Origin of the sequence: Bradyrhizobium sp. 142, from assembly GCF_023074015.1 — a bacterium.
Classification (GTDB): domain Bacteria; phylum Pseudomonadota; class Alphaproteobacteria; order Rhizobiales; family Xanthobacteraceae; genus Bradyrhizobium.
The window spans coordinates 40,908-57,019 of the sequence record NZ_JADPKQ010000035.1; the positions used below are offsets into that span (position 1 = coordinate 40,908).

The window sequence follows — 16,112 nt, forward strand, 5'->3', positions numbered from 1 at the left end:
CTCAGGAAGACGGCGAGATGGTGTCTCGGCCGAACCTCCAGACGTTATTTCTTGCCCATGCAAGAGTCTTCGGCCTTTGTATAGGCCTCTGTCTTGTCCTCATGCTTGCCGGGGCGCGCGCGGCCCCAGGCCTCATTGGAGCGAGCGCGCAGATAGATGTAGAGATCGTCCATGTAGCAGGCCACGTTCGGATTGTCGCCGAAGGCCGGCATCACGTTCTCCTGCGCGGTCGAGATATTCTTGCGACCCGAAGCGACGACACCGAGAAAGTCGCCGTAACTCATCGTCTTCAGCGAATCCTTCAACGCCGGGGCATAGGTCGAGCCCATTCCATCCGGGCCGTGACAGACATGGCAGTCCGAGTGGTAGCGGCGGTATCCGGAGTACGTAAACCAGTCCACATTGCCGTCGGCCGTAATCTTGTAGGTCGGGAGTCCTTCCTTATCGAGCCATTTGCCATCGTCTTCCTTCTTGACGGCAGTCGGGTCACCCGAGCCGTCGTCCGCGACAGCAACGCCTCCGGACGCAACCAGGACCATCGCAGCAATAACAGAGCAGATTTTACGCAAGAGAATTTCCTCGGGGCGTTTGTTGGAGACGAGCCGGCGCGTGGATTTGACCCACGCGCCGGAGCGATAAGGTGTCGAGGCTAGTTCGCCGGCAGCGAGAACACGGTCAGCGTACCGCCGAGCGCCGTGTAGTTGCTGAGGGCCGCGTAGCCACCGACTGCGCCGAGACCGGCGGTCGGATCGGTCAGGCCTGCCGCCAGACCGATGCCGGCCCAGCCGCCCACGCCGGAGAGCACTGCGACGTACTGCTTGCCGCCGTTCTCATAGGTGGTGACGTTGCCGATGATGCCGGAGGGAGTCTTGAACTTGTAGAGCTCCTTGCCGGTCTTGGCATCGACCGCCTTCAGGTAGCCTTCCAGCGTGCCGTAGAACACCACGCCGCCGGCGGTTGCGAGCGCACCCGACCAGACCGAGAACTGCTCCTTGTTCGACCAGACGATCTTGCCGGTCTTGCCGTCCCAGGCGATGAAGTTGCCCATGTGGCTTTCACCCTGCGGCGGATACATCGAGAGCGTCGCACCCACGTAGGGCTGGCCCGCGGTGTAGCTCACCTTGAACGGTTCGTAGTCCATGCAGACGTGGTTGGTCGGAACGTAGAACAGCTGCGTATCCGGCGAGTAGGCTGCCGGCTGCTCGTCCTTGGTGCCGAGCGCGGCCGGGCAGATGCCCTTGACGTTGTGGTCTTCGCCGGCTTTGTCGGTCGAAGCTGCGTCGAGCACCTTCGGACGGCCATAAGTCGGCGAGTTCTTGTCCATGTCGACGCCGGAGGTCCAGTTCACCTTCGGATCGTACTTCTCCGCGACGAGCAATTCGCCGTTGGTGCGATCGAGCGTGTAGCCGAGGCCGTTACGATCGAAATGTGTCAGCAGCTTGCGCGGCTGGCCGTTGATCTGTTGGTCCGAGAGGATCATCTCGTTGACGCCGTCATAGTCCCATTCGTCATGGGGCGTCATCTGATAGACCCACTTGGCCACGCCGGTGTCCGGATTGCGCGCCCAGATCGTCATCGACCATTTGTTGTCGCCGGGACGCTGCTTCGGGTTCCAGGTCGAGGGGTTGCCCGACCCGTAGTAGACGAGATTGAGTTCGGGATCGTAGGAGATCCAGCCCCACGTCGCGCCGCCGCCGATCTTCCACTGATCGCCCTGCCAGGTCTTGAGGCTGGAGTCCTTGCCGATCGGTTTGCCGAGCGCGGTGGTCTTGTCGTCGACCAGGAGCTGGTTATCCGGCCCTTCCGAATACCCGCGCCAGACCTCCTTGCCGGTCTTGATGTCGTAGGCGGTCATATGGGCCTGAACGCCGAACTCGCCGCCGGAGATGCCGACCAGCACCTTGTCCTTGATGACCATCGGTGCCGACGTGCCAGTCTCGCCCTTGCTGGGATCGCCGTTCTTCGCGGACCATGCAACCTGACCGGTCTTGGCGTCGAGCGCGACGAGAGTGGTGTCGGCCTGATGCAGGAAGATCTTTCCGTCGCCGTACGACAGGCCGCGGTTGACGGTATCGCAGCACATCACCGGGATGACGTTCGGGTCCTGCTTCGGCTCGTACCGCCAGACGATCTTGTTCTCCTGCGAAAGGTCAAGAGCATAGACCTTGTTCGGGAACGGCGTATGGACGTACATGATGTTGCCGATAATCAGCGGGCCGCCTTCGTGGCCGCGCAGCACGCCGGTCGAGAAGGTCCAGGCGACCTGGAGCTTGCCGACGTTTTGTGCGTTGATTTGGTTCAGCTTGGAATAGCGGGTATTGGCATAGTCGCCCGTCGGCATCACCCAGTCTTTCGGGTTCTGCGACATCTTGATCAGCTCGTCATTGGCTGAAGCGCCGCCGACGGCGAGAGCCGCCGCGGAGCCAAGAAAGGTCGCCAGTAGCACCTTGCGCATAGTCATTCCTCCATTGGTCGCGTTTATTGTTTCCGAAGCATTGCTTAATCGCCGGGCTTTTCGTCCGGCGTCTGCTCGTGCAGGGCGGTCACGATTGGGACCAGAAACGATGCTGTACTGTTTCCTCCTCCTGATGAGAGCCACGGGTCCACGTGCAGGAGTGGCCCGATCTTGTTGTTCCTGACGCAATCCCTAACGTCTTCGCCAGCGGGAAACTTGCCCAAGAGAGAAGGCGATTTGCTCGACAGCGCACGGACGCCAAGTTTTTGATTTTGCAGGCGCGAATTCAGCTGCTTCCATGTCGCATCGCGCCGCCATCGACAGTTCAGGTTCCCCTTGACGGCCGTGCAACTAAGGCGGAGGATTAAGTTTCAAGGGTGGCAATGGAACGATGGTGCTCGTTCCAAAAGACCCCTGAATTTGAGGTAAACGTCACGCAATCATGGCTGAGGGCTGCGGCAGCGCTGGTCGCGATTCGCGTCGAATCTCCGGATCAATGCAGTGGCTGGATTAATGTCCGACACAATTCACACGCTCTCGACGACAGGGTTGACGCCGAAGCGGCAGATCCAGAGCTGGATCGATGGCTTGACGAGCCTGTGCGGATATTTCGACGTCGATCCGCTCGAGGCATCTTCGCTCGAAGGCCGCATCGACTACACCACCGTCTCGCGTCTGAAGCTCTGCCAGATCGAGGTCAGCCAGCATCGCATCGCGCACACGCTGGCGCGCGCCAAGGCCAACGAGCACCCGTACATCAAGATCCACTTCCAGACCTACGGCGTGTCCTATTTCGAGCAGGAGGGCCGCCACATCGAGATCAACCCGGGAGACATCATCGCCTATGACGTCTCCTGTCCGCATTCGATCATCAGCCCCGCCTTCACGCGCCACGACGTGGTGATCGTGCCGAAGGCGTTGCTGCGGGATCGCGGATTCCCGTCGCAGCGAATGCCGGCCTGCAAGCTGTCGTCGCGCACCGGGACGGGGCGGATCGCCCATGATTTCGTCCATGCCACGTTCGACGAAGCGGCGAAGCTGTCGGCGAACAGCGCGGTCGGCGTCGCCGACTCGTTGATCGATCTGCTGCTGTTGCCGCTGCGCGAAGCCGACACGATGTTGGACCGCGTCGGGCCGGAGGCGATGTATGTGCGTGCCCAATTTTTCATTCGTGAGCACCTGCGCGATCCGGATCTGTGCATCGACCAGATTTCCACCGAACTCGGCTGCTCCAAGCGCTATCTGCACATGCTGTTCTCCGAGCGCGGCACCACGGTGAGCGATTACATCTGGCAGGCACGCCTTCAGAACTGCCGCCAGGAGCTCGAGGCCCACGCCGGCAAGACCATCACCGACGTCGCGTTCTCCTGGGGCTTCTCCAGCTCATCGCATTTCAGCCGCGTGTTCCGGAAGTATTTCGGCGTGGTGCCGTCCTCGATCCACAAGGGGCAGCAGGCCGCTGCCAGCGCGGACGGGCATTAGGCGAGCATCGCGCGGCGTTTCGTCATGGACGCCGGTTCTGGCCTGCGCCTGATACCCTCACGCCGTTGGGGCGACGTAGGGAATACTGGCCAGGAGGCCGGCAACCAGCGCCGCGTTGCACAGCATTCCGCCCCAATGCAGCCGGCGTAGCCGGCGCACAGCGTCGGCATCGCCCGCATCCCTGGCGTTGAGCTGGTCATCCATCCGTCGCATGAACCAGCCGCGTCCCCAAATCGCGAAAGCTGCAATCAGGCCGACGCCTGCCCCGAAAAGCGGTCGACCGGCCACGATGAAAGCCACTGCCCCGATGACGCCGGCAACGCTCATGATTCGGAAATGGACATTGAACATCCCGCGCAACAGCTGAGTGACAGGCTGGATATCGAGCTTCACGAGCAGGAAGGCGGGCGAGGCCAGCAAGAAATAGCCCATCGGAAAGAGCAGGATGATCATGACGGCTACGGCAACGCCATCCGATGTCATGCGATCGGCCTTTCTCGTCCGCGCCGCCGAGGTCTTCCGGCAGCGTCGCGCAATCATAACGGGAAAAAGATTCTCCGGCACTAGGCTTTGGTCGGACGCTGGGCCGCGAAGGGATGGCTGGCGCCATGCCGAAAGTTCAGGCCGGCTCCAGGCCAAGGGATTGCGCGCTCTCGATCCAGATCGGCAGCTCACGCTGATACAAGGCATTGGTCTCCCTGAAACCGATCGCCGGTTCGAGCACGAACGTGTTGAGAACGTCCTTCACCTTGGGATCGCTGTTGGCGGCCACACAGAGTTCGGCGAGCCGGTCGACGACCGGCTGCGGCGTCGCCTTCGGCACGGCCCAGCCGGTGAAGCCGCTCACGGTGAAGAATTTTGATGTCGCGTCCTGTTCGGGCAGGGTCTTGATATCGGGGATCGCGCCGACCTTCTTCGAATGCACCGCGAACACGCTGCCACGGTCGCTCTGCAAGACGGATTGCGCTGCCGTATAGCTGCCCATCGCGGCATCGAGCGTGCCTTCCAGCATCCCCGTCCACATCGGGGCTTCGCCGCGGTAGTGGATCGGCTCGATGGCAAGGCCATACTGCTGGTTGAGCTCGTTGATCGTGATGTGCGGGGCCGAGCCCGCGCTATAGGTGCCGAAGTTCACCCTGCCGCTCTTGCGCGCGAAGGCGACGAAGTCCTCCAGTGTCTTGATGCCGGTTTTCGGGTTCGCCACCAGTAACAGGCCGGCGCCCGGAATGACGCTGACGAGCGCCAAATCCCTGTCCATGTCGTAGCCGGGGTTCTTCATCACCACCCGGTTCATCACGTAGGTGGTCGAGATCGAGCACAGCACGGTGTGGCCGTCGGGCTCCGCGCGAGCGACCTCTGCCGTGCCGATCGCGCCGGAAGCGCCGGGCTTGTTTTCGACGACGACGGTCTTGCCCCCCTGCTTGGAGATGAATTCGCCGAAGGCGCGCGCGAGCAGGTCGGTCTGTCCGCCGGCCGGATAGCTGCAGATCATGCGGATCTGCCGCGACGGCCACGCGCCTTGCGCCGAGACGCTGCGCGCCACGAAAGGCATCGCGAGTGCACTGCTGCCGGTGGCGATGAAGCGGCGGCGATCGAGCTTGGTGGACATGACTCTCTCCAGGATTTTACGAAAGGTACTGCATCATGCCGCCGCTGCCATGGCCGACAGGCGAGACAGATTGGCGCATTCGCCACATCCTTCGTCATTCCGGGATACGTGCGCAGCACGCAGGCCCGGAATCCATCTGGCGCATGTGCTGCGGAGACATGGATTCCGGGTTCGCCCTTCGGGCGCCCCGGAATGACCAATTGAATCACCGTTGAATAATCTGCTTCCAGGCGTCGCCGAGGATCGCGGGTTCGCGCGGCGGCAGATAGGTCAGCCCCGCCTGTTTGCCGAATTCGGCGATCTTACCCTCGGCAGCAAGCCCGGTCAGCGCCTTGTTGACGGCGTCTATCAGGGCAGGCGCGCTCGCAAGCGCGACATAACCGCGATTGGCGCCGATTGGATAGTAGTAGCCGGAGGCGGTGATCGCGGTATCGGGATGCGCGGCACGATGGGCGTCGAAGCGGCCGAGGTCGATCAACGTTGCGTCATACTCGCCGCGCTCGAGCGCCCCGAGCAGGTTGCTGCGGCCGGGCACGAGATGCGTGATGTTGTCGATGAGGCGCCCCTTATCGTAGGTCATCAGGATCGCATCGCCCAGCGACCCGCTCTCGATCGCGAGGCGAAGCCCGGCGAGATCGCCGATGTCGCCGATCTTGCGGCCCTGCGCCTTCGGCCCGAGCACCACCGTCATCGGCGAGTAAACATAGGGCTGGCTCGGCGCGAGCACGCCGAGCGCGACGCGTCGCCGCCGGTCATCGCGGTTGGCGCCGGCGAAATCCGGCAGCCGGGCCGTCTTCATGCCGGGGACCACCAGCGAATCCTGCGTCAGTGCGTAGCCGCCCACGAGCGCGCAACGCCCGTCGGAAAGCAGTGCGTTGGCCTCGAGCTGCGGGCTCGAATCCTCATCCAGCTTGCTCTCGAACCACTGAATGGCCAGCGGCCGTCCCATCCGCTCCGCGATCGCCTGCGCCAGCAACAGGTCGAAACCTGAGTCCGGCTTGCCGCGATGATGCACCGAGAGCGGCGGCCGGTCCTCATCGAGACAAATCCTTAAGGGATCGTCGGCGGCATAAGCGACCGTTGCCGTCGCCACGAGGATTGCGGCGACGCTCCATGCGGTGCGCCAGGCCGTCACGGCTTCCTCCGGCTCGAGATGAAGGCCCAGAGGTCCCCGATCTCGTCGTCGCTGAGAATGTCGGCCCAAGGCGGCATCTTGTTGTTCTTGCCGTTCTTCACCGTGGTGACGAAGCGCGTCTTGTCGTCGGGGAAGGCGCGCAGATCCGGCGTGATGGTGCCGGAATTCATCATGTTGGGGCCGTGGCAGTGCGAGCATTTCGAAGCATAGGTCGACTTGCCGTGGTCGATCTGCGCTTGTACGGGATTGCCAGTTGAATCATCTGCGGCACGAACGGTCGCCGCAAGCGCGACCGTCAGCACCGCGACGGCGGCGAGGATCGCCGCCGTCTTGTGAGTTACCTGCCTCAACACGTCTTGCCTGTGGCTACTGCTTGACCGCAAAGACCCACAGCGAGCCGCCCGCCGGCACCGTGGCAAGCCGCTCGTCACCGGAGAAGATCGAGTAGACGCCGCCATACCCACTCGTAACGGCGACATACTGCACGCCGTCCTGTTGCCAGGTCACCGGTTGTCCCTCGATGCCCGAGCCGGTCTGGAACTGCCAGAGCTTCTTGCCGCTGTCAGCGTCGAAGGCCTCGAACTCGCCGGTCAGCGCACCCGTGAACACGACGCCGCCCGCGGTCGACAGCACGCCGGAGAACCTCGGGATGTCGGCTGGCGCTTCCCACTTGGCTTTGCCCGTGAGCGGATCAATCGCCTTGAGATGACCGCGGGGACCATTGGGCCAGTCCCAAAGGTCGGTCAGGTCCATGCCGAGATACCATTCGCCGGCCTTGTACGTCACCGGCTCCGTCTTGTAGTGCCCGCCGAATGCGAGAGTGTTGGCGTAGGCGAGCCCAGTTTGCGGGTTGAAGGACATCGGCTCCCAGTTCTTGCCACCGAGCAGCGAGGGATAGACGACGACCTTCTTGCCCTCGCGCGCATCCTTGCTGACGTCGGTTTCGACCGGCCGTCCCGTCTTCATGTCGATGCTGGTGGCCCAGTTGACCTTCACATACGGGTTGGCCGCGAGCAGCTTGCCGTTGGTGCGATCCAGCACGTAGAAGAAGCCGTTGCGGTTGGCATCCATCAGCACCTTGGTCGGCTTGCCCTCGATATTCATATCGGCGAGGACCATCTCGGCCACGGCGTCGTAGTCGAACGGATTATTCGGCGAGAACTGGTAGTGCCACTTGATCTTGCCGGTCTTGGGATCCATCGCCAGCACGGAGCAGGTGTAGAGGTTGTCGCCCGGACGCACCGCCGAATTGAACGGTCCCGGATTGCCGATGCCCCAATAGACCGTGTTCAGCTCGGGATCATAAGAACCCGTGATCCAGGTCGAGCCACCGCCGAGCTTCCAGGTGTCGCCCTTCCAGGTGTCGCCGCCGGGCTCCTCCGGCGAAGGGATCGAATGAGTGCGCCACAGGTGCTTGCCTGTTGCCGGATCCCAGCCGTCGATGAAGCCACGGGTGCCAAACTCGGCGCCGGAGATGCCGGTGATGAGGACGCCGTCGGCGACCAGCGGGGCTACCGTCATCGAATAGCCCTCCTTGATGTCGGCCGCCTTCTGCCGCCACAGCTCCTTGCCGTCCTTGGCATCGAGTGCGATCACGTTGGCGTCGAGCGTAGTGCGGAACAGCTTGCCGTCGTAGAGCGCGGCGCCGCGGTTGATGATGCCGCAGCAGATGATGCGCGGCGTCTCGGCGGGATATTCGATCTTGCTCTTCCAGATCTGCTTGCCGGTCTTGGCGTCAACCGCCATGGTCGCGTTGTGCGACGTCACGTAGATCACGCCCTGGTAGACCAGCGGCTGCGATTCCTCGCTGCGATCGTCGTTGAAACTGTAATTCCAGACCGGGACGAGGTTCTTGACGGTGTCCTTGTTGATCTGGTTCAGCGTTGAGAAACGCTGCAGGTTGTACCCCATCCCGTAGTTGAGGACGTTCGATGTATCGGTCGCACCCTTGACCAGTTGCTCGGTGGTCTGGGCGTCTGCACACGTCGATGCAAGCATGACGAGGCTCGCGGCCATCGCAAAGCGTTTCATCCGTTCCTCCCAATATGCGCGCCTTTTGACGCTGCGGGAGTAACACTCCGCCGGAAAGCAAAAGCCGTCAATACGAAAGTCGTAAGCGTCATGCCGATATGTTGGACGCCGAATGCCGGTCACCTTACGGAAACCTTACGACCGTGTTTTCCGACTTGCGTCGAGCGGCCGGCGAAATTCCGCGACGCGAAGCAGCGCCGCCCTCGCGTGGCCGGCGCCGCATGCGCAGTCGCAGAGTTCGTCGAGCGAGGCGAGCCAGCATCCGCCGACCAGCACGATGAATCGCGCCAGCGGCGGAGTGGCGGCATCGTCCGAAGATGCGCAGCGGCAGATGCAGAGCCAGCCGACCGCAGCGGATCGGGCGGAAGGTGCGAAGTCCAGTCCGCAAGCTGCGGACAAGGATTGTTAACGCGGCGGCCGCGCGTGAGTCGCGCGTGAGTCGAAATTCTGCGGCGGTGATCGCACAAGATGCGGCTCTTGCCCGAGAGTGAACATCTCTTGTCCGAGAGAGAAGTGTCGGCGTGAGAATCGCAAGAGATGCATTCCCGCCTTCGATTCCAGACTTGCGCTGCACTTGACGCAGCCCTAGGTTTCGGTCGCGCGATGTCGCGCTCTATCCCTTGGGAGACCCCGAATGGCTTGGAAAGCTCCGAAGATCGTGGAAGTGCCGGTCGGCATGGAAATCAACATGTACGCCTGCGCTTCGCGCAAGTAAGACCACGCGACGACCTGCCGCGGCTTCGATGGCAAACTCCATCGAAGCCGTGGCAGTGTTCGGACCGCTTTCGCCGACATCGTCCTGTGCTCTCGCTTGCGGTCGATGCAAAGCCGCACCGGGTCGGGCGCACTCTCCCTCCAAAATCTCATCCGCGCTTCGTCCGCAGTATGCTACGTTGACGGCAGTCAGCGCTGCTGCCGCATCAAGGCGGCGCGCGCCTTCGGGATACGGGATGCGCGTCGCAGCCTTGAGCTTTTGGACGGTGGTTGCCTGTAGCGTCGCGCTTGCCTCGGCGCGCGCCGGCGCGGAAGAGGGCTTTGATACCGAGCACATCTTCGGCTTCATGATCGGTACCGATGTCGGCACTCCCGGCGAGCGCGAACTCCAGAGTGAGACGACCGGGCGCTTCGGCAAGGGCAGCGGGACCTACCGCGCGCTGTCGCAGGAGATCGAGATCGAGGTCGTGCCGCTGCCGAACTTCCGCATCGAGGTCGGCGGCACCACCACCTTGCACGACATCACCGGCGTCCCCGACATCGACGATCGCCGCCAGCTCAACTTCCAGGGTGCCTCGCTCGACCTGCGCTATCGCCTGCTCGATCGCGAGCGCGCGCCGTTCGGACTGACCGTCGCCGCCGAGTTCCATGGCGACCGCATCGATGAGACCTCCGGCGCAAAGGGCCGGATGTACGGCACCGACCTTACGCTCGCCTTCGACCGCGAACTCATCCCGAACTTCGCCATCGGTGCGCTCAACCTGATCTATCAGCCGGAATGGGCGCGCTTCGAGATAGCCGGGCAGTCCGAGAAGAGCTCCACCATCGGCGTGGCTTTTGCCGGCATGGCCCGCGTGCGTCCAAACATCCTGCTCGGCGGCGAGCTGCGTTATTTCCGCCAGTACGATGGCATCGGTCTTGGCGAATTCGCGGGCCAGGCGCTGTTCGTCGGTCCCACCGCCTATTTCCAGCTGTCCGAACGCTCGCGGCTTACCCTGAGCTGGAGCATGCAGGCCTGGGGCCGCCCGACCGGATCAGCCGCCAATCTCGACCTCGTCAATTTCGAACGCCATCAGGCCAGGTTGGTGTTCGGGGTGAATTTCTAGATTTGGCCGAACCTGTTGCCGCAAGCGGGAGAAGGATAGGAGGCAGTTCCCCATTCCTCACGCCGGTTTGAAACTTCCGCTCGCCTTGCACGTAACCCTTTATGCTAATCTTGATTGCCCTTTGCGCGAGGATGGCGGTATGAACCCGATTGATCTGGTGGTGACTGTGTGCGCAGTGCTCTCGCCTGCGACTTGCGAGGAGCAGCATCTGGTGTTTTCCTATGCAGGGTCGCCGACGCAATGCGCGATGGCCGCGCCGCCATATATTGCGCAATGGATCGGCGAGCACCCGAAGTGGCATGCGGTGCGTTGGCGCTGCGAATACCCGCACCCGAATGACAAAGCGTGAAGCGTCGCTGCTACTTGGTGCAATCCTTCAAATCCTTGTCGGCGATCGAAAATACCGCATCGGCCCTGATCTCGATGTCGCGGACGATGCACTGCCGTGAATTGGGATAGCTGACCTTGGCGTCGTAGCGGCCGGGTTCGGCGCCGGTGATCCGCAGCCGCTCGTCGTGGTCGACCTCCTTGTCCTTGTCGTTCAAGGTCTGGTTCGGACCCCAGTCGGTCTTGCCGGCCGGCGAGAGCTGAAACCCCGAGATCGTCTCGGTCGTTAGATTCCAGAGGCGGATGCCCTTGCCCTTGCTTTGCGCGGCGGCTTCGCCGGCAAACGCCAGCAACGCGATCAACACCGGACCCCAACGCATCAAATCGTCCTCCCAAGGCGGCGCCGTTATTGCTTGATCAGGCGCTCGCCGTTTTTTGCCTTGTCGAAATTTTTGGCGCGGTCAAGGCCGATCGGTGCAATCAGCCTGGCGGAGGTGAGATCGGCACCCTCGAAATCGGTGTCGATGACGGTCGCCCCGGTCAGGTCGGCACCGCCGAGCTGGGCGTTCCTGAGCGAAGCCCCGGTCAGGTCGGCTCCCGTGAGGGAGGCAAACTCGAGATCGACCCGCGACAGGTCGGCGTTGCGCGCGTTCAACCGTGCCAGATTGGCCGATCGCAGCACGGCGCGCATCAACCCCATCGACTGGTTGCGCATATCGGCGCCGAGATGCGCATCCGCGATCGACGCGCCGACCAGACTTGCGCCGCTGAGATCGGCCGCGATGCGCGCACCGGTCAGATCGGCGCCGTCGAGGCGAGCGCGTGCCATCTGCGACGCGAACAGATTGGCCCGCTTCAGGCTCGCGCCTGTCAGATCCGCATCCAGCAGCCATGCCTGATCGAGGATCGCTCCATCAAGCCGGGCACGGGCGAGTTTCGTCTTGTTGAGCCGCGCCGCGCGGAGAATGGCGTCGGTCAGGTCAAGACCACTAAGATCGAGCCCCGACAGCCGCTTGCCGGTCAAATCGGCAGGCGCGCCAGCGCTCGCTTTGGCCAGCATGGCCTCGACCTCCTGCCGGCTCATTTCAGCGGAGACCATGGCGGGTGACGTCAGATCGAGGCCGCGCATCATGTCCTGCGCGCGCGTCGTTGTCGCGAGCAGAGCGAGGCAAAGCGTCGTCAGGGCGATTGTTCGCGTCATCAGCAGACTCCGCTGCGGCTAGTCTAGCACACCTGGCGCACGGCTGCCTATGAGACAACCGGCCCGGCGTCATCGTCGCCCTGTTCACCCTGGACTTGCCGCGCAAGCCCAGCCTTGATCGCTGCAATCGCGGCGTCGCCGCGCGCATCGCGCGCGATGGCAATGGGCACCTCGGCCAGAATGCGCGCCGGGCGCGGCGACAGGAAGAACAGTCGATCGCCGAGACGCACTGCATCGTCGATGCTGTGAGTGACGAGCAGCGTCATCACGGGGCGGCTTGCGACCAGCGTCGCGATCTCGTCGCGCAGGCGGCCTGAAAGGGCGTCGTCGAGCGAGGCGAGGGGCTCGTCGAGCACGAGCAGATCGGGCTCGACCGCAAATGCGCGGGCCAGCGCGACGCGGCGGGCAAGCCCCAGCGACAATTCGCCGGGAAAGTGGCTGCGATGCGCTTCCAGCTCCAGGATTCTGAAAAGCTCGGACAGCTTCGCTTCGCTGATACCGGGGGCCGCGAGCCGCACGTTCTGCTCGACCGAGCGCCACGGCAACAGCCGGGGCTCCTGGAACACCATCCCGATCCGCGCCTCCGGCGGGCGCGCGACCTGTCCGGCGAAGTCGCGATCGAGCCCGAGGATGATGCGCAGCATTGTGCTCTTGCCGCAGCCGGACGGACCGATCAGCACCCCGACCTCGCCCGATTGAAGCGCAAACTTGATCGGTGCCAGCACCTCGTGCGTTCCGCCCGCGGCACTCCTGAACGTCTTGCCTGTAATACCGACTTCAAGCCGCACGGGGCCGCCACCTGTTTGCATGGGCTTCGAACGGCTGCACCAGTGCTGTCTCGATCACGAGCACGACGGCGGCAAACGTCAGGGAATAGGCGAGCAGCCGGGGCGTGTCGAACAGCTGGAACGCAACCCCGATCTCGAAGCCGACGCCATTCGGCCGCCCCAAAAGCTCGGCGACCAGCACGATCTTCCACACCAGCGACAGTCCGGAACGTGCGGAGGCAGCGACATAGGGCGCAAGCTGTGGCAGCACGACATGACGGAACGCGCGCCAGCGGGGCATTGCGAACACGGTCGCCATCTCGTCGAGCGAGCGGTCGAGCGCGCGGGTGCCTTCGCGCAAGGTGACGACCGCGGTCGGCAGCTTGTTGATGGCGATCGCCGCGATCGCGGCCGCTTCGGTCAGGCCGGCCCAGATATAGGCGAGCACGATCACCACCAGCGCAGGCAGGTTCAAGAGCAGGATCAGCCAGGGATCGCCGAGCCGGTCGGCGAGCTTCACCCGGCCCATCAGATAGCCGATGGCGCTGCCGAGCGACATCGCCAGCACGAAGGCGAGCGCGACCCGCGCGAGCGTGGCGCCGAGATGCAGGAACAGCGCGCCGCTCGCGGCTTCCGCGATCATGACGTCGAGCACGGCGGGCGGGGAGGGCAGCTTTGCACCGCCGACGAACAGCGCGGCGGTCCACCAGACGGCGAGGAACAGGGCAAACGAAACCAGACGCAGCACCTCAATCTCCGGGAACTGCGTGATAGAAGGTGCCCGGATCGAGTTCGGCCGCGGGCCCAACCAAATCACGGCCGCCGGTCTCGGCCAGCACGCGGTAGAGCACGCGCGCATCGGCCTCCTCGTCAGCGATGCTCCGCCGCGGAATGCCGTCGCGATAGCGCTCGCGGTAGGTCTTGAGCACGGCCGGATCGGTGGTCCCGGTGAGCGGCGCGATCTTCTCCCAGGCTGCATCTGACGTGGCCAGCAGCTGCTTGGCCTTGCGGGTCATCGCAATGAAACGCGCCACCGCCTCGCGATGGCTGGCCGCCCAGCTCTCGTCGAAGACATAGCCGACTGCGGAGACCGCGCCCTTGGCGCCGAGCTTCGGCAAGATGTCCTCGATGCCGGCGAGGCGCCGGAAGCCCTTGGCCTCCAATTGCGCGCAGAAATTCCAGAAGTTGAGGCTCGCATCCATCTCGCCGTCGAGTGCCTTCGCGGCGATCAGGGGCGGCGCGCCGTAGGCTATGGTTGCCTCCGACTTCAGGTCGATGCCGTCCTGCTTCATCCGCGCTTGCAGCAGTAGCCAGCTCTTGTCGATCGGGCCGCCGCCGACGCCGAGCTTGCGTCCCTTGAGGTCGGCAAGCGTCTTGATCGGCGAGGCGGCCGGCACCATTACTGCGCCGAGAGCGCTGGAATAGGGATAGAAGGTCAGCTTGGCGCCGAGCGCGCGCTCGCGCGACACCCAGAGCCAGTCCGACAGCATGATGTCGGCATTGCCGGCGCGCAGCGCGATCTTGCCGGCCTCGGGACTTGCGAGCTCGGCGACCTCGAGCGAGAGGTCGGCTTCCTTGTCGAGCCCATTGGCGCGGATCGCGGCCAGCTCCCATGAGAATGTTCCGGTCTTCTGCACCGCAAGGCGGATCGCATCCGCAGCACGGCCGGTTGCGACCTGCGTCAGCGCCAGCGTCATCGCGAGCGCAAAAGTTCGACCAAGAAGTCTCATCACCTTGTGAGCCGTTTCCCTCGAAGGAATGCTTTTCAGGACAATACGCATAGCATAGCTTTGATCGCAACCAGCAGGAGGACGCGCATGAATCTGGCGGGACGGCTACGACCGATTGTCGCCGTATTGGCAGCACTGGCGGCGACCGCGTGCGTGGCGCGAGCCGACGAGGTCAATGATTATCCGACCTCGGCGCGTGCCGAATACGTCTATGGCTGCATGAAAGCCAATGGCGAGAGCCGGCAGTCGATCGAGCAATGTTCCTGCTCGATCGACGTGGTGGCCTCGATCGTGCCCTATGAGCGCTACGTCACCGCGGAGACCGCGCTCAGCATGTCCCAGGTGCGCGGCAATCTCGGCACGCAGTTTCGCACCTCCGAGCAGGCGAACTCGGCTGTGAATGATCTCAGGCGCGCGCAAGCGGAAGCCGAGGTGAGGTGCTTCTAGCTATTGACGTTAGCTGTTGACGCGCGAACGGTGCTGTCCCTTCTCCCCTTTGCGGGAGAAGGTGGCGCGAAGCGCCGGATGAGGGGTTGTTTCGGCGTACTCAATCGTGAGAGACGCGCGCGGATAGACCCCCGTCTCGCCGCTACGCGGGCGATCCACCCTCTCCCACTAGGGGCCCACAAGAGGAGAGGGAAATTCAGCGCGAGGGTCACTACGTCCCCGGCTTCTCCACGTCCCACTCGTTGCGAAACATATGTCCGTCCGTATCCTTGGCTTCCGCGCGAAAGCGCTTGGCGCCGTTGGAGACATAGGTGAAGCGCAGATTGGGATCTTCCGAGATCGAGATGCCGCCCTCCATCCCGAGCACAAGGCTGTCGTCCTGCGTCAGCTTGAGCTGGTTGACGAAGAAGGCCGGGATATAGAGCTGCGTCACCTGGTCCATCTGGAGGCCGGAATTGTTGGGATGGCCGATCATGATCTGTGCTTCGCGGACGCGGCTGGCCGGCGCAGCCTCACGCGCGAACTGCCGATAGCGCATCTGGCCGAGCCGGCTCGCGGCTTCCTCGGCGTTCTTCCCCGCCGGAGCGGAGCAGCCGCCGGATGCCTTCACATAGGTCTTGGAGACGTAGAGCTGGCCGTCGCTGAGCTCTGCCACGGCATGGACGTCGGTGTAGTTGTTGACGCGTACGCGGGTTGAGATTTCCGTGACGTTGGCGTCCGGCCCAAGCTCGAACTTCGCCGCCATCGGCGCCGGGTTGCGGTCGATCACCAGCGTGATCGCGCGGATGCTGCGGCTATCGCCGGGCGACAGCTTGCTGCGCAAGGTCACGGGCACGATCGCCGCATCCTCGGCGCGATACGGCATCTCGATGCCGATGACGTCGGCGCCGTCCTGCATCGGACGGTTGTTGAAGATGTCCTGCACCAGGCCCGGCCAGGGATCATAGGCCTCCTCAGCGCGCGCAGGGGCAGCGAATGCCAAGCCGAGCAGCGCGGCGACAAGAGTCAGGCGGATGTTGTGCCCCATCATGATCAAGGTCCCGCGCGGACGAAGCAGTTGGCCCCTGGGTCAGCGTAGTCGATCCCTGGGTCAGCATAACTGATCCCA

Annotated in this window: 18 protein-coding genes; 5 read left to right on the forward strand and 13 right to left on the reverse strand. The window is 63.5% G+C overall.

Annotated features, from left to right (window positions below; genetic code table 11):
- Positions 1–44: 44 nt before the first annotated feature.
- Together IVA82_RS03215 and xoxF5 are read right to left on the reverse strand one after the other, a co-directional pair.
- On the reverse strand, positions 45–539 hold the full coding sequence (locus tag IVA82_RS03215) for a c-type cytochrome, methanol metabolism-related (protein ID WP_247382770.1): 495 nt from the start codon (positions 537–539) through the stop codon (positions 45–47).
- Between the two features lie 110 nt (positions 540–649).
- Entirely contained in the window at positions 650–2,455 is a 1,806-nt protein-coding gene (xoxF5, locus tag IVA82_RS03220) for a lanthanide-dependent methanol dehydrogenase XoxF5 (protein ID WP_247382740.1), read from the reverse strand.
- A gap of 513 nt (positions 2,456–2,968) precedes the next feature.
- Here xoxF5 and IVA82_RS03225 point away from each other — a divergent pair.
- Positions 2,969–3,937 carry a helix-turn-helix domain-containing protein gene (locus IVA82_RS03225; protein WP_247382741.1) on the forward strand — a complete coding sequence of 323 codons (969 nt, stop codon included), beginning with the start codon at positions 2,969–2,971 and terminating at the stop codon, positions 3,935–3,937.
- 57 nt (positions 3,938–3,994) lie between these two features.
- Here the strand turns inward: IVA82_RS03225 and IVA82_RS03230 are convergent, their stop codons facing one another.
- The 5 genes from IVA82_RS03230 to IVA82_RS03250 all read right to left on the reverse strand — a co-directional run bounded on the left by IVA82_RS03230 (position 3,995) and on the right by IVA82_RS03250 (position 8,712).
- Positions 3,995–4,420, reverse strand: a complete 426-nt coding sequence (locus IVA82_RS03230; RefSeq protein ID WP_247382742.1) for a hypothetical protein — start codon at positions 4,418–4,420, stop codon at positions 3,995–3,997.
- 136 nt (positions 4,421–4,556) lie between these two features.
- On the reverse strand, positions 4,557–5,546 hold the full coding sequence (locus tag IVA82_RS03235; RefSeq protein ID WP_247382743.1) for a tripartite tricarboxylate transporter substrate binding protein: 990 nt from the start codon (positions 5,544–5,546) through the stop codon (positions 4,557–4,559).
- A 205-nt stretch (positions 5,547–5,751) separates the two neighbouring features.
- A complete protein-coding gene (locus tag IVA82_RS03240; RefSeq protein ID WP_247493159.1) occupies positions 5,752–6,681 on the reverse strand; it encodes a transporter substrate-binding domain-containing protein in 930 nt (309 codons plus the stop codon).
- A complete protein-coding gene (locus IVA82_RS03245) occupies positions 6,678–7,034 on the reverse strand; it encodes a cytochrome c (RefSeq protein ID WP_247382745.1) in 357 nt (118 codons plus the stop codon). The genes IVA82_RS03240 and IVA82_RS03245 overlap by 4 nt, the downstream gene beginning before the upstream one ends.
- Positions 7,035–7,047: 13 nt before the next feature.
- On the reverse strand, positions 7,048–8,712 hold the full coding sequence (locus tag IVA82_RS03250) for a methanol/ethanol family PQQ-dependent dehydrogenase (protein WP_247382746.1): 1,665 nt from the start codon (positions 8,710–8,712) through the stop codon (positions 7,048–7,050).
- A 634-nt stretch (positions 8,713–9,346) separates the two neighbouring features.
- On the opposite strand from IVA82_RS03250, the gene pqqA reads away from it, so the two are divergent.
- The 3 genes from pqqA to IVA82_RS03265 all read left to right on the forward strand — a co-directional run bounded on the left by pqqA (position 9,347) and on the right by IVA82_RS03265 (position 10,881).
- Positions 9,347–9,427, forward strand: coding sequence for a pyrroloquinoline quinone precursor peptide PqqA (gene pqqA / locus IVA82_RS03255; RefSeq protein WP_008562446.1), 81 nt, complete (start codon positions 9,347–9,349; stop codon positions 9,425–9,427).
- A gap of 235 nt (positions 9,428–9,662) precedes the next feature.
- Positions 9,663–10,532, forward strand: a complete 870-nt coding sequence (locus tag IVA82_RS03260) for a hypothetical protein (RefSeq protein ID WP_247382747.1) — start codon at positions 9,663–9,665, stop codon at positions 10,530–10,532.
- Positions 10,533–10,671: 139 nt separating this feature from the next.
- Positions 10,672–10,881, forward strand: coding sequence for a hypothetical protein (locus IVA82_RS03265; RefSeq protein WP_148738561.1), 210 nt, complete (start codon positions 10,672–10,674; stop codon positions 10,879–10,881).
- A 10-nt stretch (positions 10,882–10,891) separates the two neighbouring features.
- Here the strand turns inward: IVA82_RS03265 and IVA82_RS03270 are convergent, their stop codons facing one another.
- From IVA82_RS03270 to IVA82_RS03290, 5 genes are read right to left on the reverse strand one after another with little or no spacing between them, the layout of a single operon-like run.
- Positions 10,892–11,239: a hypothetical protein gene (locus IVA82_RS03270; RefSeq protein ID WP_148738562.1), complete on the reverse strand. Its 348-nt coding sequence runs from the start codon at positions 11,237–11,239 to the stop codon at positions 10,892–10,894.
- A gap of 26 nt (positions 11,240–11,265) precedes the next feature.
- Positions 11,266–12,060, reverse strand: coding sequence for a pentapeptide repeat-containing protein (locus IVA82_RS03275; protein ID WP_247382748.1), 795 nt, complete (start codon positions 12,058–12,060; stop codon positions 11,266–11,268).
- A 47-nt stretch (positions 12,061–12,107) separates the two neighbouring features.
- A complete protein-coding gene (locus IVA82_RS03280) occupies positions 12,108–12,848 on the reverse strand; it encodes an ATP-binding cassette domain-containing protein (RefSeq protein ID WP_247382749.1) in 741 nt (246 codons plus the stop codon).
- On the reverse strand, positions 12,838–13,575 hold the full coding sequence (locus IVA82_RS03285) for an ABC transporter permease subunit (RefSeq protein ID WP_247382750.1): 738 nt from the start codon (positions 13,573–13,575) through the stop codon (positions 12,838–12,840). The genes IVA82_RS03280 and IVA82_RS03285 overlap by 11 nt, the downstream gene beginning before the upstream one ends.
- Position 13,576: 1 nt before the next feature.
- Positions 13,577–14,557: an ABC transporter substrate-binding protein gene (locus IVA82_RS03290; protein ID WP_247382751.1), complete on the reverse strand. Its 981-nt coding sequence runs from the start codon at positions 14,555–14,557 to the stop codon at positions 13,577–13,579.
- A gap of 87 nt (positions 14,558–14,644) precedes the next feature.
- Here IVA82_RS03290 and IVA82_RS03295 point away from each other — a divergent pair, with 87 nt between their 5' ends.
- A complete protein-coding gene (locus tag IVA82_RS03295) occupies positions 14,645–15,004 on the forward strand; it encodes a hypothetical protein (RefSeq protein ID WP_247382752.1) in 360 nt (119 codons plus the stop codon).
- Positions 15,005–15,215: 211 nt separating this feature from the next.
- On the opposite strand, the gene IVA82_RS03300 is transcribed toward IVA82_RS03295, so the two are convergent.
- Entirely contained in the window at positions 15,216–16,034 is an 819-nt protein-coding gene (locus tag IVA82_RS03300; RefSeq protein ID WP_247382753.1) for a quinoprotein dehydrogenase-associated SoxYZ-like carrier, read from the reverse strand.
- Positions 16,035–16,112 lie beyond the last annotated feature (78 nt).

What these genes read in the sequence shown, in the direction of transcription:
- IVA82_RS03215 (WP_247382770.1), bottom strand. Translation starts at nt 539, where the DNA reads ATGGTCCTGGTTGCGTCCGGAGGCGTTGCTGTCGCGGACGACGGCTCG.
- IVA82_RS03235 (WP_247382743.1), bottom strand. Translation starts at nt 5,546, where the DNA reads ATGTCCACCAAGCTCGATCGCCGCCGCTTCATCGCCACCGGCAGCAGT.
- IVA82_RS03270 (WP_148738562.1), bottom strand. Translation starts at nt 11,239, where the DNA reads ATGCGTTGGGGTCCGGTGTTGATCGCGTTGCTGGCGTTTGCCGGCGAA.
- IVA82_RS03250 (WP_247382746.1), bottom strand. Translation starts at nt 8,712, where the DNA reads ATGAAACGCTTTGCGATGGCCGCGAGCCTCGTCATGCTTGCATCGACG.
- IVA82_RS03230 (WP_247382742.1), bottom strand. Translation starts at nt 4,420, where the DNA reads ATGACATCGGATGGCGTTGCCGTAGCCGTCATGATCATCCTGCTCTTT.
- IVA82_RS03275 (WP_247382748.1), bottom strand. Translation starts at nt 12,060, where the DNA reads ATGACGCGAACAATCGCCCTGACGACGCTTTGCCTCGCTCTGCTCGCG.
- IVA82_RS03260 (WP_247382747.1), top strand. Translation starts at nt 9,663, where the DNA reads ATGCGCGTCGCAGCCTTGAGCTTTTGGACGGTGGTTGCCTGTAGCGTC.
- IVA82_RS03225 (WP_247382741.1), top strand. Translation starts at nt 2,969, where the DNA reads ATGTCCGACACAATTCACACGCTCTCGACGACAGGGTTGACGCCGAAG.
- IVA82_RS03265 (WP_148738561.1), top strand. Translation starts at nt 10,672, where the DNA reads ATGAACCCGATTGATCTGGTGGTGACTGTGTGCGCAGTGCTCTCGCCT.
- IVA82_RS03290 (WP_247382751.1), bottom strand. Translation starts at nt 14,557, where the DNA reads ATGAGACTTCTTGGTCGAACTTTTGCGCTCGCGATGACGCTGGCGCTG.
- IVA82_RS03295 (WP_247382752.1), top strand. Translation starts at nt 14,645, where the DNA reads ATGAATCTGGCGGGACGGCTACGACCGATTGTCGCCGTATTGGCAGCA.
- pqqA (WP_008562446.1), top strand. Translation starts at nt 9,347, where the DNA reads ATGGCTTGGAAAGCTCCGAAGATCGTGGAAGTGCCGGTCGGCATGGAA.
- IVA82_RS03300 (WP_247382753.1), bottom strand. Translation starts at nt 16,034, where the DNA reads ATGATGGGGCACAACATCCGCCTGACTCTTGTCGCCGCGCTGCTCGGC.
- xoxF5 (WP_247382740.1), bottom strand. Translation starts at nt 2,455, where the DNA reads ATGCGCAAGGTGCTACTGGCGACCTTTCTTGGCTCCGCGGCGGCTCTC.